The sequence below is a fragment of the Bradyrhizobium sp. CCBAU 11361 genome, from assembly GCF_028128935.1.
GTDB classification, from domain to species: Bacteria; Pseudomonadota; Alphaproteobacteria; order Rhizobiales; family Xanthobacteraceae; genus Bradyrhizobium; species Bradyrhizobium niftali.
On record NZ_LBJZ01000186.1, the window covers coordinates 102,057 to 125,749 of the forward strand.

The window sequence follows — 23,693 nt, forward strand, 5'->3', positions numbered from 1 at the left end:
CGACCAACACCACCTCCGCACCCGGGAAGCGTGCCTACCTCACCATCCCCACCACCGCCGCCGCCATCTTCTTGTTGCCCTCGACACTCAGATGACGCCCGTCGGGGTCGACGCTGCCCGGTTGCCGCCAAACTGACATGTATGATTACGGTGACAGCAAGCGTAGCCCGGATGAGCGTAGCGATATCCGGGATCCAACCGCTCGAAGTCCCGGATGTCGCTACGCTCATCCGGGCTACTTGCTGCATACAGAACGACCAAGCGTTCCCTCATCGATATCGCCAACGACGAGATCGATGACGCGGATCGCTTCGAGCATGGTTTCGCGCGCAGGACGGTCAAGACCCGGCCGGATGGCCTTGCCGATGCCCGGCAAAATCTCACCACATGGCCGCCACGCAAGCGACAACCCACAATCGCGATTTCAGCGCAAACACGACGGAGGCTTGCGGTTTCAGCGATATTCAGGAGCCATTTGCAATGTTGAGTGCGATCGAAAATAAGCCAACGGGAAAATCCGGCCGGCGCGGCGGGAAGAAGAAGGCCGGGCAACGAACCGGGGCCGGCGAGCAACACGCAACTGCGGCCCATCAATTGCCGGATGCCTCGGCGGAAATCAGCCAAGAGAACAAGCAAGAGATAAGGCAAGAGACGAGCCGAGAGATCAGTGCGCAGGTACCCTCGGCTGCAGCCTTGCCGGGCGAGGCTTCCGGGATGGAGATCGCTGCAAGCGCGCCCGTCGCACCGGTGGAACCCTCCCAGGCCGGCACGCAGGCGATTGCCGATGCCTATAGCGACTACACGAGGATGTCGCTTGAGCACGCCTGGACCTTCCTGGGAAAGCTCGCGGCGGCGCGCTCACCTGTCGAGGCCTTTGAGCTTCAGATGGAGTACGCGAAACAGGTGTGCGAATCGTTGATCGCTGAATCCCAGAAGATCGCCGAGTTGCATGAACAATTGACCAGACAAAGGGTCATGCATTTTGAGGGGTTCGTGGCCAGGCTCACCCAGACGACGCTCGAAATCCGCGCGACACGTCACTAACGACCGCAGCGTATTCCTGATTACGGTGACAGTGCACTTAACTGGCCTACCAATTTAGATTGAATGCACTGTCACCGCCAACAAGCCCGGCTCAACCGGTTACTCGGTAGCAAGACCGGCTAGTAGCAAGGGGGGTAAGGTTCGTAGCCGCAGCGGCGATAGCCTCCGTAGGCTCCGTAAGCCCCGTAGGCAGCAGCACCAACCGCAGCAGCTCCGACGCCCACGGCAACTCCACGGCGCACGGCTGCACCACGATAGACGCCACCGCGATAGACACCGCCGTGATAAACACCGGCGCGACCAACCCCAACGCCTCTTCGATACGCGAAGGCGTCAGTCGAAACAGTCACGATGCAGGCGATTCCAATAATGGCGGATGCGGTAAGTGAAGCGATGGTTCGGCGCGACATGACCACTCTCCTTCCTGGACTGGAACGGTTCGTCAGCGTAATTCGCCAATGCGCGGGTTTGTTGATTTAGAACAATGCGGGCCCTTGATCTCGCTGCCGAGTTCATGACGGGACAGTGAAGCTGTCACGCTTACCTACATGGGCATTAGCGGGAGCCACACCGATTTCGGCTATGTACCTGACGTGCGCGACGCAAGGCTCAACCCCGTACTACCCGCTCCCCACAAGATCCATGCCAAGAAAAAGCAACAGCCCCCTCCCTCGCCTTCGCAACGTCCGGCGGGGCGCTCGGTGGGCACGCAAGAAGTTCGCACGCGCACCGCGGATAGTTCGGATCGCGGGCGGCGTGGCGATCCTGCTTGCGGCCATCGCGCTTCTGAACATCGGCTATCACGTCATCCGCAAGCCGACCGAACTCTTCGTCCTCGTCGGCAACGGCCTCGACAAGGAGCCGGCCGAGACCTGGCGGCAATACGGGCCGCTGTTTCGCAAGCATTCCACCGCGACGATCACGCCGGAATTGCTGGCCGCGCTGGCGCAGGTCGAGAGTTCAGGGAATCCGGTGGCGCGCACCTATTGGCGCTGGCGATTGAGCCTCAATCCGCTCGCGATCTACCGGCCCGCCTCCAGCGCCGTCGGCCTCTTCCAGATGACCGATCCGGCCTACACTGAAGCTGCACGGTTCTGTGTCCGCGGCAACGCGGTCACCGAGACCGGATGCGGGTCTCCCTTCCTCTATATCCGCGCGATCCCGAGCCACGCCATCGAGCTGGCATCGGTGTATCTGGACCGCCAGGTGGCCATGGTTCTCGGTCTCGCCGGCGATGTGAAGGCAAGCCGCGAGCAGAAGCAGGATCTGGCCGCCTTCATCCATCTCTGCGGCGCCGGTCCCGCCACGGCCTATGCGCGCCGCAAGTTTCAGATGATATCAGGGGAGCGCTGCGGCGATCACCTCGTCGCGGGCTATGTCGCCAGGGTCAACGCGATGAAGCGGCAGTTTCAGCGGCTGGCGGCGGAGGACGACGGTTAGCCAACGAACGTAGCCCGGATGAGCGAAGCGACATCCGGGGAATGCTTCGGCAACAACGTCCCGGATATCGCTTCGCTCATCCGGGCTACAGGCGCCAATCAGTCCCGCATCTGTCAGTGGCTTTCACCACCAGTATGGCCAACGCCAGCCCTCATAGCGAACATATGACGGCACCAGCGGCGGGCCGTAGGGATCGACCCGGTCGTCTTCAGGGCGATAGCGATAGCGTGGAACGACATTGTAATCCCACGGCGTTGGCCTGAGCACCGGCGCCGTGACGACAAGCCTCTCCTGCGGTGCACGGACGTGCGCCGTCCGCGGTCTGGCTTCAGCACCCGAGATCCCCAGGTTGCACAGCACCAGCGCCGTTCCGAGAGCGCACGCGAGCGTCATTTTCTTCATGCGTTGGCCTCCTTGCGAAGAGAGTGCAAAAGGACTCAAGGCAAGGCAAGCTAATTCGGCGCATGACGGGTTTCGCCGGGGCCCAACCTATCCCACGTTCGAGCCGTTGGGTCCCGCCGGTGCCTGGACGTCAGTACCCTCCAGACTTCAGTACCCTTGCTTTGTGCCCGAGCCGGTGGTCGGCCTCGTGCTCGCGCCGGTTGTCTGACCTGGAGCGGCGTTCGACGCGCCGGGGCTGGTGGTCTTGCTGGCGGTCTTGGGGGCCTTCGCGTGGCGCATCGCGTGATGCTTCTTATGTCCAGGCGCGTAGCTGGAAGCGCCCGGCTCGCCCTTCTTGGACCCCATTTGCTGCATCTCCTGACCTGGCGCCTTGCTCGACGCACCCTGAGCAAACACGGCTGGTGCTGTCGCCATGACAACGGCAGCAGAGAGCGCAATGATCTTTGTTTTCATGTAGTCCTCCTGAATATGCCCTCCAATGCAACGAAATGAACCAACGCCCGTTCCCTGAACGATCGTTCATAATGACAACAGCCCTGCTCAACCCATCCCCTTTCGCCGCCGCAACGGGATGATGGGTCTTTCGAAGCGGATCACGCCGCGAGACAAAACCGGATCACGGCTGTTCGATCAGCATCGGTGAACCGAGCTCTTCGAAATGAAAGAGCTGAAAGACCCGCTGGCCGTTGAAGTCGAGCACTCTCAAATCATCGGTCTCCTGCAGATTGCTTTCGACCGCGTGAAAGTGCCCGCCATAGCGCTCCCTGGCGAGCGACAAGGGAACGTCGAACGCGACGAACTTGCCGATGCCTTTTTGCCTGAGCACCCCAAGAAGCTTTTGGTCGTTCAGGGACTGGTGCGAGGTGAGAATGAGCAGCGGGCCGCTCGCCGTGAGCAGCAGAAGCGATTTCATCGGATCCTCCTTTGCGCCCCGCCCTACCTGATTTTCGCCAGGCATTCCTTCAGGCGCTCCAGCTCCGTACGAACCTGCGCCTCCATGGCGTCTTGCAATGCGAGTATGCCCCTGCTGGACAATTCCGCTGAGGCCTTTTTGTCCAGATTCTGCTTCCAATCCCGGATGCCCTGCCTGGTCGCCCTTTGCGCCTCCGACGTCGTCTTGACGTACTCCTTCATGCAGGCGTCGGCCATTGAGCATGTCTGGCACTCCTGGGCGGCGGCCGGACTTGAAAGGAGCAGGGCGAGTATCGCGGTAGGAACCCTCATGGCGCTTCCTCCCGCGGTAGCATAGCACGTCGCAGGGATGCCTGGGGGAGCAGCGCCAGGCTGTTTCAGCAGCCGCAGCCCGCCATAATTTCTCCTTCGCACGCGCGTTGTGTTGGACAAAGGTGAGGCCTATCCTTCCGGCGATCGGACTGCCGCACTCCCATTAACGCCCGACTGGATGGAGCGCGCATCGGTGCCTGACGCGAACGAGCCCAAGCCTGATATCCAAAAGCCTGATATCCAAAAGCCTGATGCCGAAACGCCTGATGCCCCCAAGCCGGGCGAGGTGCGCGCCGACGGCGGGCTGGCGCGGGCCTACGACCAGATCAAGAGCGCAGAGGAAGACCTGGCGCGGCTGGACCGGCTGGTTTCCGGAATGGAACGCGGCAGCGAAACCCCGCGAGCCTCGCAAGCAAGCGTCGGTGCGACGGCGGCCGAACCTCCCAGGGACAAGGCGCCTTATGGCAAGGTTCGCGATCAAGGCCTGAGGGGAGATCGGACCATGCTGCGTGCTTTGGTTGGCCTCGTGCTGGCGATCGGCGTTCTCGGCGCCGCCTTCGCTTCGCAATATCGCGATGAGGCCAAGTCGATCAGTAAGTCGATCATGGCGCGGTGGGCTCCGCCGGCCAGCCAGCCCCAGCAAGCGTCCGCGGTCGAAAGTCCGGCGCAGCCGCCGGCACTGCTCCTGGCTGCAGCGGATGGGCCAAGTCCGGTGCCCGCACCGCCGCCCGGCAAGGAAACGCAAAGCGCTCCAAGTTCTGGCGCTCCAACACCTGGCGCTCGAAGTCCTGCCGCTTCAACACCTGGCGCCACACCGCCTGACCAGCCATCGTCCGATCTTGCGCAATCGCTCAAGACCATCACGAGCGAGCTTGCGAGCATCAGCGGAAAGCTCGAGCAACTGAAAAGCCGCAACGAGCAGACGCTGCGCGAGCAGGCCGACACCATCCAACAGCTGAGGGCGGCGCAGGAGAAGGATGCGGCGGACAATGCGCGCCTCGCCGCGCAGGTCCAGGCGCTGCAAACGCAACTGACGGCTTCATCCGCATCTGCACCCGCGAAACCCGTCGTGCGGAGCGTGACGAGCAACGAGACGGCCGCGCCTGCACGGCCGCACGTGCAAGCGGCCGCACCTCGGCGGCCAAGGCCCCCGCGAGGCCCCTGGATGCCGCCGCCCTATATGGGCGACCCCTACGGCGATCCGGATTGGTAAGCCGTAAGCGAGCTTGGATTTGAGGCCCGGCTCGCAGGACAGGAGAGCGCAAGCGCCCAACCCATCCTGCGAACGAGGTTCTACGCCCCCCTCACTGTACCTCGCACACCGACACCTTGGCTGCGATCCCGGTCAGCTCGTGCTCTTGCGTCGCAAGCTCCTCATGGGAGGTCTCGCCGACCGAGACGTCCTTCATTCGACGCTGGACCTCTTCGCAGGTCTTGCGGACGTCTTCCGTGAAGAGCGCGCATTCTTCGATGCGCCTGAAGATCTTCCGTCCCTCTTCACGATACCCCGCCGCCGTTTCGCGCATGAAGGCAATGGCATCGTGGACCTGGGCTGTCAGCGCCTCGCATTTTTGCGCGGCGTCGATCAACTCGGCGCCCATAGCCTCGATTTCTTTTGCAGCGGACTCATAGTCGCGAACGACCGCCTCCGCACTGAGCGCGCCGACGCGCGTGACCCCCTCGGTGTGCTCGACGTAATCAGGAAGAGCAATTGAAGCGATCGAGCTTCCCGTGCGAACCGATGCAATGTCCGCCTCGAGCTGGACCAGGTTCACACCTTCCCGTCTGCGCAATTGTTCAACACTTGCCATGATCGTCCCTCCCAATACATGACCCCGAACCCCAAACGGCGCCCAGTGTATTCCGTGGGTAAGCGGCGTCCTAACCCGATATGTCATTGACAGCCTCAGCTCTGCCATTTTCCCCCAATTGCCGGCGCCGCACGCAGCGATGACGAATGTCATCGGTGCTCAACCTCCCCTAGATGCGGTTCGCGAAGATGATAGGTTTCGCAAGAACCCGCCCCTCCTGCAGCAAATGAGATCAAGCCCATGACGACAGTGCACCGCATCGCCGCCTTCTCCGACGGCAACACCGGCGGCAATCCCGCCGGCGTCTGGATCGGCGACGCCCTGCCGGATGCGTCGCGAATGCAGGCGATCGCGGCGGAGGTCGGCTTCTCCGAGACGGCCTTTGCGGCGCCCGAAGGCGACGCCTGGCGCGTCCGGTACTTCTCGCCCGCGATGGAGGTGCCGTTCTGCGGCCACGCGACCATCGCCCTGCGCGCGGCCCTTGCGCACCGGCACGGCGACCGCAGCTTCGAGCTGCATCTGAACGATGCCGTCATTTCCGTGTCGGGCCGCTGCGACGGCAACACCATTGCGGCCGCGCTGCAATCGCCGCCGACGCGCAGTGCGCCGCTCGAGCCAATGCTGCGGGATGCCCTGCTGGACCTGTTCGGCTACGCGTCCTCCGATCTCGACCCGAAAATTCCCCCAGCGAAAATTCACGGCGGCGCCGATCATGCCGTGCTTGCGCTGACATCGCGCGCGGCGCTCGCGCGCATGGCCTATGATTTCGAGCGGGGCCGCTCCCTCATGGAGAAAGCGGGTCTCGTCACCGTCGCGCTCGTGACCGTGGCGGCGCCGCGCCTGTTCCATGTCCGCAACGCCTTTGCCGCCGGCGGCGTCGTCGAGGATCCCGCAACCGGCGCGGCCGCCGCGGCATTTGCAGGGTACTTGCGCGACATCGGCTGGCCGCATGGCGGCGCCATCGACATCGTCCAGGGCGAGGACATGGGCGCGCGGTCGCTGATCCGCGCGGAGATCGGCGCGACCAAAGGCAGCTCGATCCGGGTCTCGGGGACGGCGCGCTTCATGGATGCGTGAGGCGTGGCCTGGCGCGTAGCCCCGCACCTGCCCATCATGCCACCATACCCCTGTTTTGCCCGACGGGTCAAATTCACTTCGGTATTTCCGAACTCTTGAAATCGCTGGCAATTTCTACTGTGCATGGGGTTGTTTTCGACATTTTTGCTTGGCGCGGCCTCAACCGCCGCGCAGGCCCAGGATGTCGTTCGCCAGCGCATCTCGCTGCAACGGCAATTTTCGGATAGGCTCGACTCGATCTGCACGTCCCCCTCTGAAAGGCATCACCATGAAGGGCCCCCGCTTTTACGGCGTCCGCGTCGAGGGCGCCAAATACGGCGTCGGCTTCGGCTCGGCACTCGCCATCGCGATCTCCTACACCAACAACCATTCGATCCTGTGGGCGATCATCCACGGCATCCTGGGCTGGCTCTACGTGATCTTCGCCGCGCTGTTTCGGTGACATCGCACCGGCAGGCAACCGCCTGCCCGCGCAAGCCCCAGCTTTCCCTTGCATTCCCCTGCTCCGCCCCTACGGTGCGCCGCGCAACGCCACCCGAGACGAGACCTGCCATGCCCGACGCCGTGAAATGCCCGAACTGCCAGTCGGAGCACGCCTATCAGGACCGCGATCTCTGGGTCTGCCCGGAATGCGCCCATGAATGGAGCGCTGCTGCCGGCAGCTCGGCGGATGCGCCGCAGGATGCAAGCGTGCGCGATGCCCATGGCAATGTGCTGACTGATGGCGACAGCGTCATCGTGATGAAGGACCTCAAGGTCAAGGGCTCCTCATCGGTCGTCAAGGGCGGCACCAAGGTCCGCAACATCCGCCTCCAGGACGCCACCGACGGCCACAACATCGCCTGCAAGATCGACGGCATCGGCGCGATGAATTTGAAATCGGAGTTCGTGAAGAAGGCGTAGCGCTACGCGCCCATCAACGCGTCATATCCCGTCGCGCTGAACGCCAGCAGACAAAACCCGTGTCCGAACGGATCGGCCAGCATCGCGATCCGCCCATACGGCGCATCGCGCGCGGGCGCCTCGAGCACGGCACCGGCGCGCAGCGCGCGCTCGACGGCGGCATCGACATCGTCAACGACGACGTCGACATGCAGCGGCGTCCAGTGCCGGTCGTAGCGGCGGCGATCGCTGCCGGCACCCAACGTGCCGGCCTGCTTGGTCAGCAGATAAACCGGCGCCGGCCAGCCCAGGAGCTCGACGAAATCGCTGCCGAAGCGACGGCCGACCGTCAGACCGAACGCGGCGGTGTAGAAGGTCGTGGCGGCGGCGACGTCGGGGACGTCGATGTTGAGGAGGAAGGTCATGGCGGGCTCGTCAAGTTGCGGGGTACCCGGGAGCGTAGCCGGGATGAAGCGTCGCGCAATCCGGGATAGTGCCGCACATCCCGCCCCGGATTTCGCTTGCACTCCATCCGGGCGACGCAGATACGTTCACCGCTGCCTTTGCGCCAGATAAAACCCGCACAGCACCGTCACGAGGCCCGCCGTCTGCAACATCGTCGGCGCCTCGCCGAGCAGAAGCCAGCCGGTGAGCAGCGTCAGTGCCGGCACGCAAGCGGGGAAGACTGCAGCACGCGCGACGCCGAGGCGCTGGACGGAAACGGCAAAGAGATAGAGCGCGGCGGGACCCGCGAGCACGCCCTGCGCCAGCGCCTGGATCGCATTCTCGCTCACGCCGATCGCAGCGACGCGGGCGGGCCCGCCGGTCAGGAGATAGGCCGGCAGCAACAGCAGCGACAGCACGTTGATGACGAGCGCGGCCGAGACGGCGGAGACGCGCCAGTGGCGCAGCAGCGCGCCGAAGCCCGCGAACATCAATCCGGTCAGCACGAAGATCAGATCGCCCTGCACGCCGTCGGCGCCGATATGGCCGATCGATTCGGCGCCGATCACGCCGAGGCCGCCGACGATGACGATGGCACCGGCAAGTCGCGAGGCGGAGATCTTCTCTTTGAGGAACATTGCGGCGAGCAGCAGGCCGCCGAGCGTAGCGGAGGACGGCTGGATCACGCTGCCGTGGCCGAGCGGCACGAACAGGAATCCGGTGTAGGAGATCAGCGACATCACGGGGCCGCCAAGCACCATCAGCGCAAGGCCCCTGCCCCAGCCGATACCGCAGAGATCGGAGATGCCGGCGCGCAGCACCAGCGGCAGGAACACGATACCCGACCAGACGTAGCGATGCACCAGCAGATCGACCGGCGTGAAGCCGACCTTCAGCCCGTGCCGCGTGCCGGCAAAGCCGAGCGCCCAGAACAGTGCCGCCGACAGCCCGCAGACGACGCCGAGAAGCGCCGGCGCCGCATCGTTCTTCTGAATGAGAGCGTCAGCGCCGCTCGTCCGCTGATCCATCGGCAAGCCTTATGTCAGCGCGCTCATCCGCTCAACCCACGCCATCGCAGGTCTGGCACGCGGCGGAGCGCGGAAAGCGATATCGATGTTCGAAAACATCCTGTGCACGGCCTGCGCGATGAAGCGCCCGATTTGCCGTGACCCGACCATGTGATCCGTGTGATCGAGCGCGACCGCGGTGGCTCGGACTCGGTCATCCCGCGAGCCTTTCTCCCGCACGGGCTTGCGCTATCATCCGGCCATGCTGAGCTTTGCGACCTGCAACGCCGCGCGCCTGCGCCGCTTCAACGCCGCGTTCGCCGAACTCTACGGCCGCTCGCCGTCAAGTTGGCGCGCGGTGCGCGAGCGGAGACTCTCGTAGCCCGGCTATCAGAAAAACCCGGGGCTGAGATCGAGGCCGTAGGTCAGGCTCAGCACGAACACGAACAACGCGGCGGCCGCGAACAGCGCAAGATGCCTGATGATGAACTCACGCGGCGAGGTGCTGGCAACAACGACTTTTTGCGCAACGGGCATAAACGGCCTCCAGTATGATTCCAGAATTGGCCGCTCAATATGCGGCGCGCGCATCAGGCGCCGCGATCTCCGAAACAAGTATTAAGGAGATCACACGCGTCTTGAACGGCCATACACAACGAAGCCGTCGCGCGATTCTTTTGTCGCGCCGGCTTCTCGATCCGCGCACGCACGAGGAAATCGCGCAGGTTCCCGCAAGCAAAGAAAAACCGCGCTCCTGTCCGGAACGCGGTTCCAATGTTTATGCAGGCGACAGCGGCACGACGCATGCGCGCGGTGCCTGTCGCATGAAGCTTAGCGGGCGCTGCCCGTGGTCACGGTCGCGGCCTTCACCTTGCGCGGCGACAAAACGCTGGCCTGAAGCGCCGTCACGCTGGCGGCTGGCGCCGAGGCCTGCTGCTCGACCTGCGCGGCACCGAGTACGCGAACCTGCAACGGGGAGACCGGGAAACCATTGGCCTCGTAGGCCGGCAGCTCGGCGGCGAAGGTGGCAGTCGAGCCCGCAAGAGTGAGGGCGGCGATCGCGATCGACAGAGTCTTCTTGTTCATTGGTGATGCTCCAGAAGGAAGTTTCGGAGCACATCTAAGCCTGATTTGCTGCATTGCGACATGCGTTGTTGCATTGCAATAGCGCATCCGGCGCATGGCAATATGTTTAATGCGTACAACGCCTTGGCCGAATCGCCGCCGGCCGCGACATGACGTTTTTATAATCGGCGCTCAGCCGCCGAGCACGTTGCCCCAGCCGTCGAAGACGTAGGCTTTCCAGGCCACAGTCCCATCGTCGCGCGCCTGGCTGGCACGCCGATAATCATCGGCCTGATCGGCGGTCCAGGTGATGATCCTGTCGGAGAGGAGATCGTGGAGGATGGCGGGCTCGGTGGGGTCGAAGGCGTCCATGGGACGAAGCGAGGAGTGGGTCATGGCCGCACCAACGCGCAAGCCGCTGCAAAGTTGCAGCGAGGCGTCGGGCAAAACACCGCATCCAGGGGGATGCGACGGATGCGCAGATCCGTCGCGCAGATGCGCCGGCCCGGCCCTGTCAAAGGCGCGATCATCATAGAACGCGGGCCGGAGGATAACTTACTTCAGCGCAGTCGCCAGCGATTGCAGCTTCGCAACGAGATTGGTGCCGAGCGCGTAGATGATCTCGATGATCGCAAGCGCGATCCCCGCTGCGATCAGGCCGTATTCGATCGCGGTGGCGCCGGATTGATCGGCGGCAAAGTCGGCCAACAGGCATTTCAATTTCAAAACTCGTGTCCTTCCCAACGCTACCGGACGCGGCCGGCGCGAGAGAAATGCCAGACTGCAATCCAAGATTGAGTAAATGCAACCGGGCAAATTTGACGACAATGAACGCAGCATTTGCAGGCCTTTTCCTTCTCCGAAGCCCGACGGAACCCGCGTTGCATCTTCGCAACACCTGCCTGAAAAGCCCGTTTTCGGCCATTTGCGCCATTGCGCCGCCACACCATCCTCCGAACAATCAACGCGCTGCGTGCCTTTCTGTGCAAGACTGTTCGACAAGACGTGTTCGAACAGAACCGTTTGGAGGCAGGGATCATGAACGATCGGCGGTCTCTTCTGGTGGCAGTCGCGTGCCCCTCGGCCGTCATGGCCGGCTGGCTGGCGCTCTCCTTGTCCGCCTATGCCCCTGCCCTCATCGAGAACAGCGGCGCCAATGCAGCCACCGTCTCGCGCGCGAAGGATCTCGGCCGCCTCGACCTCGCCGACGTTCCGCGCGCTGCGACCATCGAGGATGGCATCGCCCTGACCGCCGACATCGCGGCCGCGGTGGCTCAGGCTCCCGAGCCGGCAAGCGCTGAAGCAGCAGCGCCCGAGGTGACCGCCCCCGCCATCAAGCTCGCCTCGGCCGATCCCGCGCTGATCTTGCCGAGCGAACCGCCTGCGCCGCAGACCCTGCCGGAGCCGGCGCCCGTCGTCAGCGAGGCCGCACCGGTGCAGGAGCCCGTCAAACTCGCATCCGCCGATCCCACCGAGATCGTGACGACAGATGCGCTGTCGCCCGCGGCGATCGCGACCGGGCCGGCCGCAACCGCGAGCAAGGCGTCACCGTCCGCCGACACCGTCGCGGTGCTCGACGAATGCTTCGTGATGGACGCCTGCATCGACCGCTATCTCTGGGCGCTCTACCAGCGCACGCCCAAGGAAGACTCGATCAAGGTCGAGGAACGCCGCGCCGTCACCGTCAAGCGCAGGGGCAAGATGGTCACCGTGATGCGCAGCTTCACGAAGCTGGTCGACGAGGATTTCGGCTGGAAGGATCCGAAGGCGGCCGAGCACGCCCGCATGTCGATGATGGATTACGTCATCGGCGGCATGGACAAGAGCTTCAAGCGGAAGCTGTTCCGCACGCTGCTCGCGGCGGAAGCCGCCGGCCTGTCGCCGGGCATCACCAGCGCGTTCCGCGACGACTATCGCCAGTCGATCGCGAGCGGCCTGAAGGCCGCCTCCGACCGCTCCTATCACGGCGGCAGCACGCGCGGCGGCTACGGTCACGGCATGGCCGCCGACATCGTCTCGACCGCCGGCAACAACCGCGCGCAACGCTGGGTCTCGACCGAGATCCTGTGGAAATGGGTCGATGCCAACGGCAAGGCGCTCGGCATCGGCAGGCCCTATCTCGGCCGCGATCCGCCGCATGTCGGCCCGATCGACGGCGCGGAATATGTTTCGAAGCGCGGCACGGCGGACCGCAGGGAAGCCGCCAACGCCAGGCCGAAGAAGACGCGCGCCGTGGCCAGCGCCAGGTCGCCAAAGGCACAGGCCGCGCGCGAGCAGAAGGGCAAGCCGCAGAAGTCGGCGCAATCGGCCGGCAAGCGCGCGACCTGAACCGTTACGGCTTCCGCGTCGGCAGCGGCACGAGGCGCATCTCGGCGGATCCCGCCTCCTGCGTACGCACCAGCACGGCAAAGATGGTCTCGACCGCGAGCCGCACCGCCGCCTCCATCGCCTTGCCCTTGGCCAGATGCGCAGCGATCAGGCCGGTGAGGAGATCGCCGGTGCCATAGGGGCGGATCGGCAGGCGCGGTGTCGCAAAGCGCGACAATTGCCCGTCGGCGCAGAGAATCGTCTCCACCTGCCCATCAGGCGTATCCGTGAGCGTGCAGCCGGTGGCGACGACGTCGATGCGGCCGGTCCCTGCCAGCGCCGCGCACGCCGCGCGCAAGTCCTGTGCGTCCACGATCGTGATGCCGGAGAGCAGCTCGAGCTCGAACTGGTTCGGCGTGGCCAGATTCGCGGCCGGCAGCAGGCGGTGCCGCAGCACGTCCAGAATGCCGTCGGCAACATAGACGCGGCCGTCGTCCCCGATCACGGGATCGCAGAGATAGACGAGCCTGGAATTGCGGTTCAAGGCGCGCTCGACGAAGTCGGCGACGACAGCGGCGTTGCCGGGCGAGCCGAGATAGCCGGTGACGAGCACCGCGGCCTCGTCGACGAGATCGCGCTCCTCCACGCCCCTCAGAAGATCAGCGACGAGCTCCGTCTCCAGCACGCGCCCGCGCAGGCTCGGATAGCGCGGATGGTTCGACAGCAGCGTTGTCGGCACCGCCGCGACGTTCACGCCCTCCGCCTGCACGGCATAGGCCGCCGCGCTGTTGCCGACATGGCCGTGGACCACCTGGCTTTGAATGGAGATGACGAGCATGCAGAGGTCCGTAAGGTCAATTGTTGCGCGACGCAAGCGTAGCTGGCGTAGCCCGGCTGGAGCGAAGCGTAATCCGGGAATCGTGCCGCAAGCTCAAGACCCGGATTTCGCTTCGCTCCATCCGGGCTGCAGGATTTCATACCCAAGCCCCGGCCGCAGCGCCTGCATCTTCCGCGCCAGCCGGCGGTGGCCACTCTCCGCCGACCGCGCCAGGTAGCCGGCGACCGCGACATGGTCCGCATCGCTCTTGTGCTGGTTGAGCTTCGCCTGCCCTTCGATTTGGTCGACCACGAGATCGATGACGCGGATCGCAGCCAGCATGCTCTCGCGCTTGTCCGGCTCCATCTGCGCGAGGTCCCAGGGCTGCTTCGGCAGCCGCGCCTCGGCGACCGCGAGCAGCGCATCGCCGTGCCCGCGGTTCTCGTCGAGCCCGCGCAGATGCGCCACACCCGACAGGTGCACCGCCTCGTAGAGCCAGGTCGAGACGTTGTCTTGCGAGGCGTACCAGTCGTTGGAGATGTAGGCATCGTCGCCGGCAACGATCAGCAGGAAGCGCCTGGTGCCGTCCGCAAGCGGCACGAGTGGATTCCTGGCCGTGAGATGGATCTGCACGACGGCGCGGCCGTCGCGCTGGTCGAGCACGAACGGCACGTGCGAGGCGCGTGGGCCGCGCTCGTCCGCCGCCACGATCACGCCGAAGCCGCGCTCACTTGCGAATTCAAGCGCGCGCTGCTCTTCGATGCGGAACTGGGGACGGAGGACATGCATGGCGCGGCGCTCGATGGCTGGATGAGGACCGCGCGAGGCTATCCCATGATCCGGCGAACTCCGAAACGAAATTGGGCCGCGAATGCAGATGTCAGGAATGATCTCGGCGTCGTGAGAGCTCGCCGAGATAGGCGCAAAACATGTCGGCGAGCCCGTCGGCATGGCGCACGATCTCCGCCTCGCTGCGCGGCGCCTCCGAGAAGTGCTTGCCGACCTCACTCAGCGTCGTCTTGATCAGCTCCCCGGCGAGTTCGCGCGTCGCCTCCGAGGCTTTTGGTAGTGCCTCTTGCATGAAGGCCGCGACGATGCCCTTGCCGGCGGCCCGCGCATCGTGTGCCTCGGGCGCATCACGATAGAGCGGCGCGGCGTCGCTGAGCGCCGTGCGGATCGCAGCCTCCTCGCACTCGGAACGAATGAAAGCCTGGACCAGCGCACGCAGCCGCGCCGGTGGCGGTTTCGCCCGGTCGGCAAGGATGCCGCGCAGCAGTTCGCTCGTGCGTTGCCATTCGTCGCTCTGGAGGCGGAACAGGATTGCCGCCTTGTTCGGAAAATACTGATAGAGCGATCCGACGCTCACCCCGGCCCGCTCGGCCACCCGCGCCGTCGTGAAACGCTGCGCGCCCTCCTTTGCCAAAACCTGAACGGCGGCATCCAAAATAGCCGCGACCAGCTCGTTGGAGCGGGCCTGTTGCGGCTGTTTTCGCGAGGAAACTGAACGACTTCGACGATCGGCCATGATGCGCTCGGGGTAATGCGAATAGGAAATGCGACGAATTAGTCGTATTTCAGTTCGCACGCAAGCCCGCGCATTGCCGCGAACTCTGGAGACACCAAATGACCACCCCGACTATCACGTCGCTGGCGCCGCTGCTGGATCGCCTGTTCGACCAGGACGAAGCAGCACGCAGCGCTACGCGAGCCGCGTTCGCTCATCTCACCGACGCCGACCGGGCGCGAATGATGCGGAGCAAGACCGATTACGCCGACCTCTACGGACGCCTGAAGGACGTCCCGCTCGCGGTCTCCCGCGAGACCGGCGCGCTGCTCTACATGCTGGCGCGCAGCTCCCGCGCTAGAACGATCGTCGAGTTCGGCACCTCGTTCGGCATCTCGACCCTGCACCTTGCCGCGGGCCTGCGCGACAATGGTGGCGGGCGCCTCATCACCAGCGAGTTCGAGCCGTCCAAGGCGGCGCGGGCGCGCGACAACCTCTCGGCCGGCGGGCTGCTCGATCTCGTCGAAATCCGCGAAGGGGATGCGCTGAAGACGCTCAGCGCCGATCTGCCTGATACGATCGACCTCGTGTTGCTCGACGGCGCCAAGGCGCTCTACCCTGAGATCCTGGAGCTGGTCGAACGCCATCTCAAGCCGGGCGCGATCATCGTCGCCGACAACGCCGACGACAGCCCCGACTATCTGGCGCGGGTGCGCATGCCCGGCAGCGGCTACATGTCCACGGCCTTTGCCGAGGACGTCGAGCTCTCCGTACGGATCAACTGACGCTACATCGAACTGCCACGATACCACGGAGCCGCCGCACGATTCATCGCGCGGCGGCTTCGCTTTGTCGGCGACAGATCGCGGAACATCGGATCCGCGCCCGTGTCGCAGCCTCGTCACTCACATGTGATAGCTACTGCTGGCAAGAGCCATCTTCCACGTGCTAAACATACCTACCGCGCGGTATCTTTGTTGCGCACCACGCCCGAACCTGCCATGACCTCCGCCTTCAACGCCTACATCGCGCTTGCCCTTGCCATCGTCTTCGAGGTCATCGCATCGGCCTTCCTGCAGCAGTCCGCGCAGTTCACGCGGCCGTGGCCGACGCTGGCCATGGTGCTGTTCTATGTCGCCTCGTTCTACGCGCTGTCGGTCGCGATCCGGGTGATCCCCCTGAGCATCGCCTATGCGATCTGGGGCGGGGTCGGCATCATCCTGACCGCCACGGTCTCCTTCGTGCTGTTCCGCCAGATGCTGGACGCCGCGGCCTTCGTCGGCATCGCGCTGATCGTGTCCGGGGTCGTCGTCATCAACCTGTTCTCGGAGACGACGGTGCATTGATGCCGGCCAGCGCCTATAGCCGCACCAAGCAGCCGGAGCAGGTGCGGCGCGCCCTGCTCGACCATGCTGCGTCCATTGCCATGGACCATGGCGTCTCCGGCATCACGGTGCAGGCGGTGGCGGCGGCAGCCGGCGTCACCAAAGGCGGCCTGTTTCATCACTTCGGCAGCAAGCAGGCGTTGATCGAGGGCCTGTTCGCCGATCTGCTCGCCCGCGTCGATGCCGAGATCGACGCCGCAATCGAAGCTGATCCCAAGCCGCGCGGCAGCTTTACGCGCGCCTATGTCAATGCGGTGTTCACCGGCAAGGCGTTCGGCTTCACCACGCCCTGGGCGGCACTGAGCATGGTCGTCGTCACCGATCCGTCACTGCGCCGGCTCTGGAACGACTGGATGAAGGCACGCCTGAAGCGGCATCGCGCAACCGACGGCACGCCCGAGCACCATGTCGTGCGCCTCGCCGCTGACGGTGCCTGGCTGTCCTACGTCACGACGGGACAGACGCGCATAAATGCCGAGCTGCGCGCCGCGCATGGCCGGCTGATCGCGCAGACCTATCGGCGCGAATAGCGACCTTGTTCGCGCTGACTACTGGCTTGTCGCCGGCTTTGGCGGACGCGGCGCGGACCGGGATGATTTTGCGCCGGGCTTGGCCGCGGCCCGCGGCGGCGGCGCATCGACCGACACCAGATACGCGGCGAGCGACTTGGCGGAGTCGGAACTGGTCGCGTAATGGTCCTTCAGGAACCAGGTCAGCGTCAGGCTGAAGCGCCCCTTGGCAAGACCGCGCGGGCTCCGATGGCAGGTCGCGCAACCATCGGCAAACAGCTTTTCGGGCGACTTGCCGGCATCGAGATTTTGCGCGAACGCGACCGTCGCCGTCAGTGCGACGGCGGCTGAAAGAGTCATCAGGAGCGCGATCAGGTCGCGCCCCGGCCGAAAGTGCGAAGTCAAATGTCGTCCCCTAGCCCCGTCCTGCGGTCACGCCGCCAGCAATTGATCGAATTCGGGTGGCGCGTAGGCCTTGCCGTCCTGATCGGTGATGACGACCCGCCACCCCTCGCTCGCCCACACCCTTGCCTTCGCCACGATGAGCAGCCGGCTCTCGCGGGCGAAACTGTACTTCTCATTGTCGCGTTCTGCGACCATTTTGTAGGCCAATGCGCATCCCCTCGCGTCGCCCCCGCGCCCGCTCCCCTCGTGGCAGCGGGCTTTGGCGGCAATTCGCCGGGAGCGTGGCAATTTGGTGCCATCCGCAGGCAGCATCGCACCGGCGCACCCGCAGCCGGGTGACCGGGATCGAGCGCTCCGCACTGGTAGCAGGGCCGGCCCGTCACATCAGCAACGGAACCGATCGCGCCCTGTCCGAGCTCCGCTAATGGACGCGGATGATGTGCGGACGGCCGAGATCGATCAGCCCTTGCACCGCCGACAGGCGATCGTCCAGGGCCGCGATCGTGAGCAGCAGATTGTTGCGCCGTTCGTCGAGAGCACCCATCTCGGCGCCGGACAGCTTGGTGTTCGCCCGCTGCTTGCGGATGCCGTCGAGCGATTCACGCAGTGTGGCGATCAAGCCGGTCAACTGCTTGACCTCTTTTGTCATCGACCGCTTCGCGACATTTTGGCGGCGCGTCTCCGCCTGATTCTGTCTCATCGTCATCCTCCCGTGCCCCGCTGCCCCGAGTGGATGCTTACAGCTTTGGATAGACATATTACGATCGATGAAATCTACCCGCGAAGAACCTTCTTAAATTGTACGCGCACGGAACCCGGCCCGCTCCGAAAAGAAAGCCCGGCACGAGGGCCGGGCTTTCGCAACGACGTTAGCGCTTCTCGTGACCGCCGCCGGGACCACCGGCGGGCGCGCCGCCACGCGGAGCGGCGTTGATGTGCGGAGCACCGCCGCCTGGATGCGGCGTCGCAGGTGCTGCCGCGCGCGGCGCAGGCATCTGCGCATGGGCATTCATCGGCGAGCCGTGGCTGACGTTCGGCTGCGCCACATGCGGCGTCGCGGGCCGGGCCGCAGGCGCGGCCGACACACGCGGAGCTTCATGAGCACGCGCCATCGGCTGAGTACGCGCCATCGGCTGCGCATGCGTTGGCTGCGCATGCGTTGCGGCGCGGCTCGCCGCATGCTCGTGCACCATGCGCGCCTGCGCATCGCGCGAGTTGCGGTTCTGCTGCACGCTCGTCCGCGCGTTCACCAGGCGATCGCTTCGTCCGGCGCGAGTCCGGTCCGCCGCAACCGCAGCGTCACGCTTTGTGATCGCAGCGTCGCGCTTGGCGGTCGCAGCGTCGCGCTTTGCGATGGCCGCGTCATGCCGTGCCGTCGTCGCATCACGGCCGGAGATCGCGGGAGCGGCCTTTGCGTTCGCGCCGCCGCGTCCCAGTGCGATCGCCGCGTCGCGCGTCGCGGCACGCCCGATACGCGCCGCGCGCGGATCGATCGTCATCCGCGTCGCGAAGCGCTCGTGCGAGGTCCAGTAATTATTCCAGTAGGCATGGCGGCGATACCAGGGTCGCCCCTGATAATAGCTCGACCAGTACGAGGTCAGCACGAAGGGCACGACGGGCACGTCGATCTCGTCGACATAGTCGGGGAGATAGACGTAGTGATTGCGGTAGAGATATTCGAGATATTGCGACGACACCCAGCCGCGATCGTCGGAGAAGCTCACGTCGCACCAGGCATTGCCGCGCAGGCAGCCATGGATGTTGACGCGGGCGCCCTCGGGGATGCTATCGACCACGGGGAATCCCGAACCCGGCCCGGCGCGCAAGCCGGTCGAGACGGTGACGATGCCCGGCGCGGCCAGCGCGGCCGTCGGGGCGAGCAGCAATGCTGCAACCAAAATGCTTCTGAGTCTCATGGCGTGTTCCTCCTCTGCGAGTCCGAACGCGCGGGAGGAACGAGCGTTCCGCCTGGAGCGGCCGCATCAGCCGAAAGATTGAATGCGCGCGGAGTTCAGTATTCATCCGCCGTTCATCTGCACGACGAGCGCAACACCGCGAACGTCAGTTCACCGGCAGCATGAACCCGTCGAAGTACGACGCGAGCCCAGTAAAATCGTCGAGCGGCAGCACGTTCGCGACATATTGGTCCGGCCGCACCACGACCATGCAGCCGGCCTTCCGATCGATGCCGCGCATCGCAAGCACGTCGTGACCGCTCTTGATAGCCGGACAGAACATCTTTTCGTAGTCGAGCAAACCGTAGCGGCCTTTGCGCGGGAGCAGCAGCGACGGCATCGCCTCGACGGCGAGCTCGCGGTGATCCTGCTGGAAGACCGCCCGCAGGTCGATCACGGCGTCGATGTCGGCGCCTTCGGGGGTATATCGCCTCACCGGCGATTCCCTGGCCTCGGTGAGAAAGTTGCACAGCGCGCGAATGGCAGAGCCGGCCGCCGCCGGATTCTCCGCACCGGAAAATGCATAGATGCGGAAGCGTCCGTCGGCCTGCGCGGCGTGGCCGAGATGAACGGGCTTGGCGTCCGCCAGCCGGATCACCGGCGCGGAATGGAAGCGCTTGCCGATCACGAGGCCTTGCGCGAGATGCTGATGGGACGCAGCCCCCGTGAGGATCGACGGCCTGTAATGCGTCGCGGTGCCCGCCGTGTAGCGGCCGTGCCGGACGAAATAGTCCTGCGTCCTGGCGGCATCGGCGCCACCGGCCTTGGCGGCAGAGGCCAGAATGCCCGCCCATTCGCGGTCGAAGTCGATCAGCTCTTTCGCAACGGCCTGACGCTCCGCCGAATAGGAATGCAGCAAGCTTGGCGCACTCTGCTTGCGGAGCACGGCGGCGAGCTTCCAGCCGAGATTGAAGGCATCCTGCATCGAGACGTTCATGCCCTGCCCCGCCTTCGGGCTGTGGGTATGGCAGGCATCGCCGGCGATGAAGATGCGCGGCAGGCGGGTCGCGATCTCGGCCTCCGGCACGTCGTCGAATTTGTCGGTCAGGCGCTGGCCGATCTCGTAGACCGACCACCAGGCGATCTCCTTCACCTCCAGCGTATGCGGCTTCAGGATCCGCTGCGCCTTGGCGATCACGTCATCGGCGGTGATGTTGCGGCTCGCGACGCGCTCGCCGACGTCGAGCTTGGCGAGCTCGACATAGATGCGCACCATGTAGCCGCCTTCGCGCGGAATGATCAGCAGGCTGCCGTCGTTCGCCGACTGGATCAGGGCCTTGAAGCGGATGTCCGGAAAATCGGTCACCGCCAACACGTCCATCACGCCCCAGGCGTGATTGGCGGAATCGCCATGCAGCTCGCGGCCGATCGATTTGCGCACGGTGCTGCGCGCGCCGTCGCAGCCGACGACATAGCGTGCCTTGACCGTCTCGACCTTGCCCTCGCTTCCGGGATCGACGCGTTCGACGCGCACGGTCACGGCATGGTCGCCGGGCCCCGCGGCCGGATCGACCTGGAGGTCGAGCAGACGGCGGCTGTAATGGGGCTCGAGCTTGGCCGGCGATTTGCGCATGAGGTCGAGAAAGCCGTCATGGATGCGCGCCTGGTTGAGGATGACGTGCGGGAATTCCGACAGCCCGTCCTCGACGTCCTGCACCCGGCCGCTGCGGACGATGGTCTCGGGCCGCCGTTCGTCCGGCTTCCAGAACGTCGTCTCGTTGACCCAATAGGCCTCCTTCAGCACGCGCTCGCTGAAGCCATAGGCGTGGAACATCTCCATGGTGCGGCAGGCGACGCCGTCGGCCTGGCCGACCGACAGCCGGCCCGGCTTCTGCTCGACGATGCAGGTCTTGATGTCCGGAAATTGCGCAAGCTGGGCCGCGAGCGTCAGGCCCGCGGGCCCGCAGCCGACGATGAGGACGTCGGCCTCCTCGGGCACGGCGCCCGCCGCGCCGGGGGCCTGAACGCGTTCGGCGGGATCGGCGATTTCAGGGTCGCCCGGCTGAAATCCATTGAGATGGAATTGCATGAGCACCTCTCCCGTCAACGTCTTCTTCGACATTGCTCAGTATGCTGACTATCAGTATACTTGTCAACGTTCCCGCACCGTCACTGCGGCTGAGGAGAATTCGGTGAAAGACAACAACGACATGCCCGGTCATCTGGCGCGTCGGTTCCAGCAGATCGCGGTCGCGGTCTTCCTGACCGAGGTCGGGGATGCCGGCTTCGACCTCACGCCGGTGCAATTCGCCGCGCTCGCGACCATCAAGGCCAATCCGGGGCTCGACCAGGTGACGCTCGCGGGATTGATCGCCTATGACCGCACCACCATCACCGGCGTGATCGATCGCCTCGTGCAGAAGGGGCTGGCGGAACGCCGCGCCTCGAGCCGCGACCGCCGCGCCCGCGAACTCGAGATCACCGACGAGGGCCGGCGCACGCTGCGCAAGATCACGCCGGCGGTCGAGTCCGCACAGCGCATCATGCTGCGCGGCCTCAGCGCCAAGGAAGGCGAGGAGCTGATGCGTCTGCTGCGCAAGGCCATCGCTGCTGGCAACGAGCTCAGCCGCGCGCCGCTCCGCGATGTGCAGGCTTAAGCCGCATCCAGGTCCGTACTTGTCGCGGTGCCGCGAAACCAGGAACTAACTTTCGGCTGCTACCGTCGGCCCCATTCGGCGTTTAACGCGCGATTAACTTTGCGGCCCGGGAGTTTCGGATGTTCAGGTTCCTCATTGCGGCCGCGGCCATCGCGCTCTCGACCGGTCATGCGCTCGCAAACGGCCATGGCGGCGGCGATGCGCCTCCTCCGCCGAAGCCCGAGGCGACGACCGCGCCGGCGAAGGTGGTCATCACCAAGCAGGGTCCCAAGCTCGTCGATCTCAAGGGCATGACGCTCTACTATTACGAGCGCGACACCACCGGCAAGACGTCGAACTGCAACGGCAAGTGCGCCGAAAGCTGGGTTCCGCTCGCCGCAACGGCCGACGCCAGGGCCGTCGGCGACTTCACCGTGATCAGCCGCAACGACGGTAGCAAGATGTGGGCATACCGCTATCGCCCGCTCTACACGTCACCCGCCGACAAGGCGCCGGGCGATGCCAACGGCAACGCCACGACGCTGCAATGGCGCGTCGCACGGCCTGGAGAGTAGGACCCGAGCGGCGGCAGCTCCGATCAGCGCTGTGACGCGCTCGTCACCTTCGCATGGGTCGTTGGACCGGCCGAGGCATAATTCACCTCCGGATCCCAATGCAGCGCCATATACACGGCCATTCCGGCCAGGATCGATCCATAAAATGCAACGGTCACCAGCCGCCACTTGCGGACAACCCGGCGATCGCCTTCGGTCAATTGATCAATGAATTTTTGCATGATGCCTCCAATGGCAACCGGCCATCGAAGCATAGCGCAAGGCGAGCGGATCGCCTGTGAACCAGTTCACCCTTGCGGAATCGCAGATCCCGCGCGCATTCACGCGTGAGTGAGCGCCCTTCTCACCCGCGCCAGTTCCTGGCCGTCTCGGCCTGCGCGTTCTGCCCGGGCGGCAGCACCACGACCATCGAATTGAGTTTCACCCGGTCGTAGAGATCGATCACGTCCTCGTTGCGCATCCGGATGCAGCCCGACGAGATCGCCTGCCCGATATATTCGGGCTGGTTGGTGCCGTGGATGCGGTAGAGCGTGTCCTTGTTGCCGACAAAGAGATAGATGCCGCGCGCGCCCAGCGGATTGGCGGGACCACCGGCGACGCGCGCCGGATACGGTCCAAGCCGCGCCTGGATGTCCGCAGTCGGAACCCAATCGGGCCATTCCGCCAAGCGGCCGACGCGCGCGACGCCCGAGAAGGCCATGGCCTCCTCGCCGACCGCGACGCCGTAGCGGATCGCCTTGCCCTCGGGCAGCACGAAATAGAGATAGCGCGCATCGGTATCGACCAGGATCGTGCCTGGCTGCTCCTTACGCGGGTAATCGACGATATGACGGAGATATTGCTCGGGCACCTTCGCCTGCGCGTATGGCGTATGTGCGAGCAACTGACGGTCGCGCGGCGTCATGCTCGCATCCGTCGATGGCGAAAGCGTCGTCTGCATGCAGCCGCCGAGCGGCAGCAGGGCAACAACGAAAAGAGCGAGAACAGATCTTGGCACCGCCGGCCCCCCTATAGCGGATCGCAGCACCCCCAGCAGCCTCAGATATTGCCAAAATCGTGCTGAAAACAAGGCAATGCGGAACACGACCGCGTGTTTTTCCGGCGGAGTTCCATCACCACAAACGGCAGAAGACCGTCGCATCATCTCCATCTCCTCGCCTTGCTTTGGTCAAACCCGGCTGGACTCGTGCGTCATCAGACTTGGGATGGGGCTCACCTCAACAGATCGGCTCGCGCCAATGCGGACGACGAAGGCTTCAAAGGA

34 protein-coding genes are annotated in these 23,693 nt (G+C 64.9%); 12 read left to right on the forward strand and 22 right to left on the reverse strand.

Annotation, left to right across the window (positions count from 1 at the left end; all coding sequences use genetic code 11):
• Positions 1 to 235: 235 nt before the first annotated feature.
• Entirely contained in the window at positions 236 to 376 is a 141-nt protein-coding gene (locus XI08_RS27155; RefSeq protein ID WP_271576716.1) for a hypothetical protein, read from the reverse strand.
• Positions 377 to 387: 11 nt separating this feature from the next.
• Between XI08_RS27155 and XI08_RS27160 the strand changes: the two genes are divergently transcribed.
• Positions 388 to 1,044: a phasin family protein gene (locus XI08_RS27160; protein WP_271576717.1), complete on the forward strand. Its 657-nt coding sequence runs from the start codon at positions 388 to 390 to the stop codon at positions 1,042 to 1,044.
• Positions 1,045 to 1,686: 642 nt separating this feature from the next.
• On the forward strand, positions 1,687 to 2,484 hold the full coding sequence (locus tag XI08_RS27165; RefSeq protein ID WP_271576718.1) for a transglycosylase SLT domain-containing protein: 798 nt from the start codon (positions 1,687 to 1,689) through the stop codon (positions 2,482 to 2,484).
• 123 nt (positions 2,485 to 2,607) lie between these two features.
• On the opposite strand, the gene XI08_RS27170 is transcribed toward XI08_RS27165, so the two are convergent.
• The 4 genes from XI08_RS27170 to XI08_RS27185 form a co-directional block, all read right to left on the reverse strand.
• A complete protein-coding gene (locus XI08_RS27170) occupies positions 2,608 to 2,886 on the reverse strand; it encodes a hypothetical protein (RefSeq protein ID WP_092182576.1) in 279 nt (92 codons plus the stop codon).
• Positions 2,887 to 3,033: 147 nt separating this feature from the next.
• On the reverse strand, positions 3,034 to 3,339 hold the full coding sequence (locus tag XI08_RS27175) for a hypothetical protein (RefSeq protein ID WP_271576719.1): 306 nt from the start codon (positions 3,337 to 3,339) through the stop codon (positions 3,034 to 3,036).
• Between the two features lie 163 nt (positions 3,340 to 3,502).
• Complete coding sequence (locus tag XI08_RS27180) at positions 3,503 to 3,844, reverse strand: cytosolic protein (RefSeq protein WP_271576720.1); 342 nt, start codon at positions 3,842 to 3,844, stop codon at positions 3,503 to 3,505.
• Positions 3,823 to 4,035 carry a hypothetical protein gene (locus XI08_RS27185; protein ID WP_271576721.1) on the reverse strand — a complete coding sequence of 71 codons (213 nt, stop codon included), beginning with the start codon at positions 4,033 to 4,035 and terminating at the stop codon, positions 3,823 to 3,825. Before XI08_RS27185 ends, XI08_RS27180 begins: the two co-directional genes overlap by 22 nt.
• A 253-nt stretch (positions 4,036 to 4,288) precedes the next feature.
• Here XI08_RS27185 and XI08_RS27190 point away from each other — a divergent pair, with 253 nt between their 5' ends.
• Positions 4,289 to 5,323 (forward strand): hypothetical protein, encoded by a 1,035-nt coding sequence (locus XI08_RS27190; RefSeq protein ID WP_271576722.1) that lies wholly within the window; start codon positions 4,289 to 4,291, stop codon positions 5,321 to 5,323.
• 91 nt (positions 5,324 to 5,414) lie between these two features.
• Here the strand turns inward: XI08_RS27190 and XI08_RS27195 are convergent, their stop codons facing one another.
• Complete coding sequence (locus XI08_RS27195; RefSeq protein ID WP_271576723.1) at positions 5,415 to 6,074, reverse strand: hypothetical protein; 660 nt, start codon at positions 6,072 to 6,074, stop codon at positions 5,415 to 5,417.
• 87 nt (positions 6,075 to 6,161) lie between these two features.
• Here XI08_RS27195 and XI08_RS27200 point away from each other — a divergent pair, with 87 nt between their 5' ends.
• The 3 genes from XI08_RS27200 (at position 6,162) to XI08_RS27210 (ending at position 7,901) form a co-directional block, all read left to right on the forward strand.
• A complete protein-coding gene (locus tag XI08_RS27200; RefSeq protein ID WP_271576724.1) occupies positions 6,162 to 6,998 on the forward strand; it encodes a PhzF family phenazine biosynthesis protein in 837 nt (278 codons plus the stop codon).
• A 268-nt stretch (positions 6,999 to 7,266) separates the two neighbouring features.
• On the forward strand, positions 7,267 to 7,440 hold the full coding sequence (locus XI08_RS27205) for a hypothetical protein (RefSeq protein ID WP_271576725.1): 174 nt from the start codon (positions 7,267 to 7,269) through the stop codon (positions 7,438 to 7,440).
• A 110-nt stretch (positions 7,441 to 7,550) separates the two neighbouring features.
• On the forward strand, positions 7,551 to 7,901 hold the full coding sequence (locus XI08_RS27210) for a zinc ribbon domain-containing protein YjdM (protein ID WP_271576726.1): 351 nt from the start codon (positions 7,551 to 7,553) through the stop codon (positions 7,899 to 7,901).
• A gap of 2 nt (positions 7,902 to 7,903) precedes the next feature.
• On the opposite strand, the gene XI08_RS27215 is transcribed toward XI08_RS27210, so the two are convergent.
• From XI08_RS27215 to XI08_RS27240, 6 genes are all read right to left on the reverse strand, one after another.
• Positions 7,904 to 8,305 (reverse strand): VOC family protein, encoded by a 402-nt coding sequence (locus XI08_RS27215; protein ID WP_271576727.1) that lies wholly within the window; start codon positions 8,303 to 8,305, stop codon positions 7,904 to 7,906.
• Positions 8,306 to 8,431: 126 nt separating this feature from the next.
• Positions 8,432 to 9,352, reverse strand: a complete 921-nt coding sequence (locus tag XI08_RS27220; RefSeq protein ID WP_271576728.1) for a DMT family transporter — start codon at positions 9,350 to 9,352, stop codon at positions 8,432 to 8,434.
• Between the two features lie 369 nt (positions 9,353 to 9,721).
• On the reverse strand, positions 9,722 to 9,868 hold the full coding sequence (locus tag XI08_RS27225; RefSeq protein WP_198033685.1) for a hypothetical protein: 147 nt from the start codon (positions 9,866 to 9,868) through the stop codon (positions 9,722 to 9,724).
• A gap of 294 nt (positions 9,869 to 10,162) precedes the next feature.
• A complete protein-coding gene (locus XI08_RS27230) occupies positions 10,163 to 10,417 on the reverse strand; it encodes a hypothetical protein (protein ID WP_027542546.1) in 255 nt (84 codons plus the stop codon).
• Positions 10,418 to 10,588: 171 nt separating this feature from the next.
• On the reverse strand, positions 10,589 to 10,792 hold the full coding sequence (locus XI08_RS27235; protein WP_027542545.1) for a hypothetical protein: 204 nt from the start codon (positions 10,790 to 10,792) through the stop codon (positions 10,589 to 10,591).
• A gap of 159 nt (positions 10,793 to 10,951) precedes the next feature.
• Complete coding sequence (locus tag XI08_RS27240) at positions 10,952 to 11,116, reverse strand: Flp family type IVb pilin (RefSeq protein ID WP_271576769.1); 165 nt, start codon at positions 11,114 to 11,116, stop codon at positions 10,952 to 10,954.
• A gap of 318 nt (positions 11,117 to 11,434) precedes the next feature.
• Here XI08_RS27240 and XI08_RS27245 point away from each other — a divergent pair, with 318 nt between their 5' ends.
• Complete coding sequence (locus tag XI08_RS27245; protein ID WP_271576729.1) at positions 11,435 to 12,724, forward strand: hypothetical protein; 1,290 nt, start codon at positions 11,435 to 11,437, stop codon at positions 12,722 to 12,724.
• A 4-nt stretch (positions 12,725 to 12,728) separates the two neighbouring features.
• Here XI08_RS27245 and pdxY read toward each other — a convergent pair whose 3' ends face one another.
• From pdxY to XI08_RS27260, 3 genes are all read right to left on the reverse strand, one after another.
• Positions 12,729 to 13,541: a pyridoxal kinase gene (gene pdxY, locus XI08_RS27250; protein ID WP_271576730.1), complete on the reverse strand. Its 813-nt coding sequence runs from the start codon at positions 13,539 to 13,541 to the stop codon at positions 12,729 to 12,731.
• 93 nt (positions 13,542 to 13,634) lie between these two features.
• The gene (locus XI08_RS27255; RefSeq protein ID WP_271576731.1) at positions 13,635 to 14,309 is read right to left on the reverse strand and encodes an FMN-binding negative transcriptional regulator; all 675 of its coding nucleotides are present in this window, start codon (positions 14,307 to 14,309) and stop codon (positions 13,635 to 13,637) included.
• Positions 14,310 to 14,400: 91 nt separating this feature from the next.
• Positions 14,401 to 15,045, reverse strand: coding sequence for a TetR family transcriptional regulator (locus XI08_RS27260; RefSeq protein WP_271576732.1), 645 nt, complete (start codon positions 15,043 to 15,045; stop codon positions 14,401 to 14,403).
• Positions 15,046 to 15,143: 98 nt separating this feature from the next.
• Between XI08_RS27260 and XI08_RS27265 the strand changes: the two genes are divergently transcribed.
• From XI08_RS27265 to XI08_RS27275, 3 genes are all read left to right on the forward strand, one after another.
• Positions 15,144 to 15,809: an O-methyltransferase gene (locus XI08_RS27265; RefSeq protein ID WP_271576733.1), complete on the forward strand. Its 666-nt coding sequence runs from the start codon at positions 15,144 to 15,146 to the stop codon at positions 15,807 to 15,809.
• Between the two features lie 216 nt (positions 15,810 to 16,025).
• Positions 16,026 to 16,370: a DMT family transporter gene (locus XI08_RS27270; RefSeq protein WP_027542538.1), complete on the forward strand. Its 345-nt coding sequence runs from the start codon at positions 16,026 to 16,028 to the stop codon at positions 16,368 to 16,370.
• Positions 16,370 to 16,939 carry a TetR/AcrR family transcriptional regulator gene (locus tag XI08_RS27275; protein WP_271576770.1) on the forward strand — a complete coding sequence of 190 codons (570 nt, stop codon included), beginning with the start codon at positions 16,370 to 16,372 and terminating at the stop codon, positions 16,937 to 16,939. The genes XI08_RS27270 and XI08_RS27275 overlap by 1 nt, the downstream gene beginning before the upstream one ends.
• An 18-nt stretch (positions 16,940 to 16,957) precedes the next feature.
• Here the strand turns inward: XI08_RS27275 and XI08_RS27280 are convergent, their stop codons facing one another.
• From XI08_RS27280 to XI08_RS27300, 5 genes are all read right to left on the reverse strand, one after another.
• A complete protein-coding gene (locus tag XI08_RS27280; protein WP_271576771.1) occupies positions 16,958 to 17,278 on the reverse strand; it encodes a hypothetical protein in 321 nt (106 codons plus the stop codon).
• A 72-nt stretch (positions 17,279 to 17,350) separates the two neighbouring features.
• A complete protein-coding gene (locus XI08_RS27285; RefSeq protein WP_027542535.1) occupies positions 17,351 to 17,530 on the reverse strand; it encodes a hypothetical protein in 180 nt (59 codons plus the stop codon).
• Between the two features lie 214 nt (positions 17,531 to 17,744).
• Positions 17,745 to 18,023, reverse strand: a complete 279-nt coding sequence (locus tag XI08_RS27290; RefSeq protein WP_027542534.1) for a hypothetical protein — start codon at positions 18,021 to 18,023, stop codon at positions 17,745 to 17,747.
• 169 nt (positions 18,024 to 18,192) lie between these two features.
• Complete coding sequence (locus XI08_RS27295; protein ID WP_271576734.1) at positions 18,193 to 19,239, reverse strand: SH3 domain-containing protein; 1,047 nt, start codon at positions 19,237 to 19,239, stop codon at positions 18,193 to 18,195.
• 145 nt (positions 19,240 to 19,384) lie between these two features.
• Positions 19,385 to 21,307 carry an FAD-binding monooxygenase gene (locus XI08_RS27300; protein WP_271576735.1) on the reverse strand — a complete coding sequence of 641 codons (1,923 nt, stop codon included), beginning with the start codon at positions 21,305 to 21,307 and terminating at the stop codon, positions 19,385 to 19,387.
• Between the two features lie 103 nt (positions 21,308 to 21,410).
• On the opposite strand from XI08_RS27300, the gene XI08_RS27305 reads away from it, so the two are divergent.
• Both XI08_RS27305 and XI08_RS27310 read left to right on the forward strand, forming a co-directional pair.
• Entirely contained in the window at positions 21,411 to 21,875 is a 465-nt protein-coding gene (locus XI08_RS27305; RefSeq protein ID WP_271576736.1) for a MarR family winged helix-turn-helix transcriptional regulator, read from the forward strand.
• Between the two features lie 119 nt (positions 21,876 to 21,994).
• Positions 21,995 to 22,429 carry a COG4315 family predicted lipoprotein gene (locus XI08_RS27310; protein WP_271576737.1) on the forward strand — a complete coding sequence of 145 codons (435 nt, stop codon included), beginning with the start codon at positions 21,995 to 21,997 and terminating at the stop codon, positions 22,427 to 22,429.
• A 23-nt stretch (positions 22,430 to 22,452) separates the two neighbouring features.
• Here the strand turns inward: XI08_RS27310 and XI08_RS27315 are convergent, their stop codons facing one another.
• On the reverse strand, positions 22,453 to 22,650 hold the full coding sequence (locus XI08_RS27315) for a hypothetical protein (protein ID WP_271576738.1): 198 nt from the start codon (positions 22,648 to 22,650) through the stop codon (positions 22,453 to 22,455).
• Between the two features lie 122 nt (positions 22,651 to 22,772).
• On the reverse strand, positions 22,773 to 23,426 hold the full coding sequence (locus XI08_RS27320; RefSeq protein ID WP_442869864.1) for a L,D-transpeptidase: 654 nt from the start codon (positions 23,424 to 23,426) through the stop codon (positions 22,773 to 22,775).
• Between the last annotated feature and the right edge of the window lie 267 nt (positions 23,427 to 23,693).

Coding starts and splice junctions, on each gene's coding strand:
- XI08_RS27245 (WP_271576729.1), top strand. CDS start 11,435: ATGAACGATCGGCGGTCTCTTCTGGTGGCAGTCGCGTGCCCCTCGGCC.
- XI08_RS27210 (WP_271576726.1), top strand. CDS start 7,551: ATGCCCGACGCCGTGAAATGCCCGAACTGCCAGTCGGAGCACGCCTAT.
- XI08_RS27190 (WP_271576722.1), top strand. CDS start 4,289: ATGGAGCGCGCATCGGTGCCTGACGCGAACGAGCCCAAGCCTGATATC.
- XI08_RS27195 (WP_271576723.1), bottom strand. CDS start 6,074: ATGACATTCGTCATCGCTGCGTGCGGCGCCGGCAATTGGGGGAAAATG.
- XI08_RS27160 (WP_271576717.1), top strand. CDS start 388: ATGGCCGCCACGCAAGCGACAACCCACAATCGCGATTTCAGCGCAAAC.
- XI08_RS27165 (WP_271576718.1), top strand. CDS start 1,687: ATGCCAAGAAAAAGCAACAGCCCCCTCCCTCGCCTTCGCAACGTCCGG.
- XI08_RS27300 (WP_271576735.1), bottom strand. CDS start 21,307: ATGCAATTCCATCTCAATGGATTTCAGCCGGGCGACCCTGAAATCGCC.
- XI08_RS27180 (WP_271576720.1), bottom strand. CDS start 3,844: ATGCCTGGCGAAAATCAGGTAGGGCGGGGCGCAAAGGAGGATCCGATG.
- XI08_RS27265 (WP_271576733.1), top strand. CDS start 15,144: ATGACCACCCCGACTATCACGTCGCTGGCGCCGCTGCTGGATCGCCTG.
- XI08_RS27290 (WP_027542534.1), bottom strand. CDS start 18,023: ATGAGACAGAATCAGGCGGAGACGCGCCGCCAAAATGTCGCGAAGCGG.
- XI08_RS27295 (WP_271576734.1), bottom strand. CDS start 19,239: ATGAGACTCAGAAGCATTTTGGTTGCAGCATTGCTGCTCGCCCCGACG.
- XI08_RS27170 (WP_092182576.1), bottom strand. CDS start 2,886: ATGAAGAAAATGACGCTCGCGTGCGCTCTCGGAACGGCGCTGGTGCTG.
- XI08_RS27310 (WP_271576737.1), top strand. CDS start 21,995: ATGTTCAGGTTCCTCATTGCGGCCGCGGCCATCGCGCTCTCGACCGGT.
- XI08_RS27185 (WP_271576721.1), bottom strand. CDS start 4,035: ATGGCCGACGCCTGCATGAAGGAGTACGTCAAGACGACGTCGGAGGCG.
- XI08_RS27315 (WP_271576738.1), bottom strand. CDS start 22,650: ATGCAAAAATTCATTGATCAATTGACCGAAGGCGATCGCCGGGTTGTC.
- XI08_RS27205 (WP_271576725.1), top strand. CDS start 7,267: ATGAAGGGCCCCCGCTTTTACGGCGTCCGCGTCGAGGGCGCCAAATAC.
- XI08_RS27225 (WP_198033685.1), bottom strand. CDS start 9,868: ATGCCCGTTGCGCAAAAAGTCGTTGTTGCCAGCACCTCGCCGCGTGAG.
- XI08_RS27175 (WP_271576719.1), bottom strand. CDS start 3,339: ATGAAAACAAAGATCATTGCGCTCTCTGCTGCCGTTGTCATGGCGACA.
- XI08_RS27235 (WP_027542545.1), bottom strand. CDS start 10,792: ATGACCCACTCCTCGCTTCGTCCCATGGACGCCTTCGACCCCACCGAG.
- XI08_RS27230 (WP_027542546.1), bottom strand. CDS start 10,417: ATGAACAAGAAGACTCTGTCGATCGCGATCGCCGCCCTCACTCTTGCG.
- XI08_RS27270 (WP_027542538.1), top strand. CDS start 16,026: ATGACCTCCGCCTTCAACGCCTACATCGCGCTTGCCCTTGCCATCGTC.
- XI08_RS27275 (WP_271576770.1), top strand. CDS start 16,370: ATGCCGGCCAGCGCCTATAGCCGCACCAAGCAGCCGGAGCAGGTGCGG.
- XI08_RS27260 (WP_271576732.1), bottom strand. CDS start 15,045: ATGGCCGATCGTCGAAGTCGTTCAGTTTCCTCGCGAAAACAGCCGCAA.
- XI08_RS27200 (WP_271576724.1), top strand. CDS start 6,162: ATGACGACAGTGCACCGCATCGCCGCCTTCTCCGACGGCAACACCGGC.
- XI08_RS27215 (WP_271576727.1), bottom strand. CDS start 8,305: ATGACCTTCCTCCTCAACATCGACGTCCCCGACGTCGCCGCCGCCACG.
- XI08_RS27280 (WP_271576771.1), bottom strand. CDS start 17,278: ATGACTCTTTCAGCCGCCGTCGCACTGACGGCGACGGTCGCGTTCGCG.
- pdxY (WP_271576730.1), bottom strand. CDS start 13,541: ATGCTCGTCATCTCCATTCAAAGCCAGGTGGTCCACGGCCATGTCGGC.
- XI08_RS27255 (WP_271576731.1), bottom strand. CDS start 14,309: ATGCATGTCCTCCGTCCCCAGTTCCGCATCGAAGAGCAGCGCGCGCTT.
- XI08_RS27220 (WP_271576728.1), bottom strand. CDS start 9,352: ATGGATCAGCGGACGAGCGGCGCTGACGCTCTCATTCAGAAGAACGAT.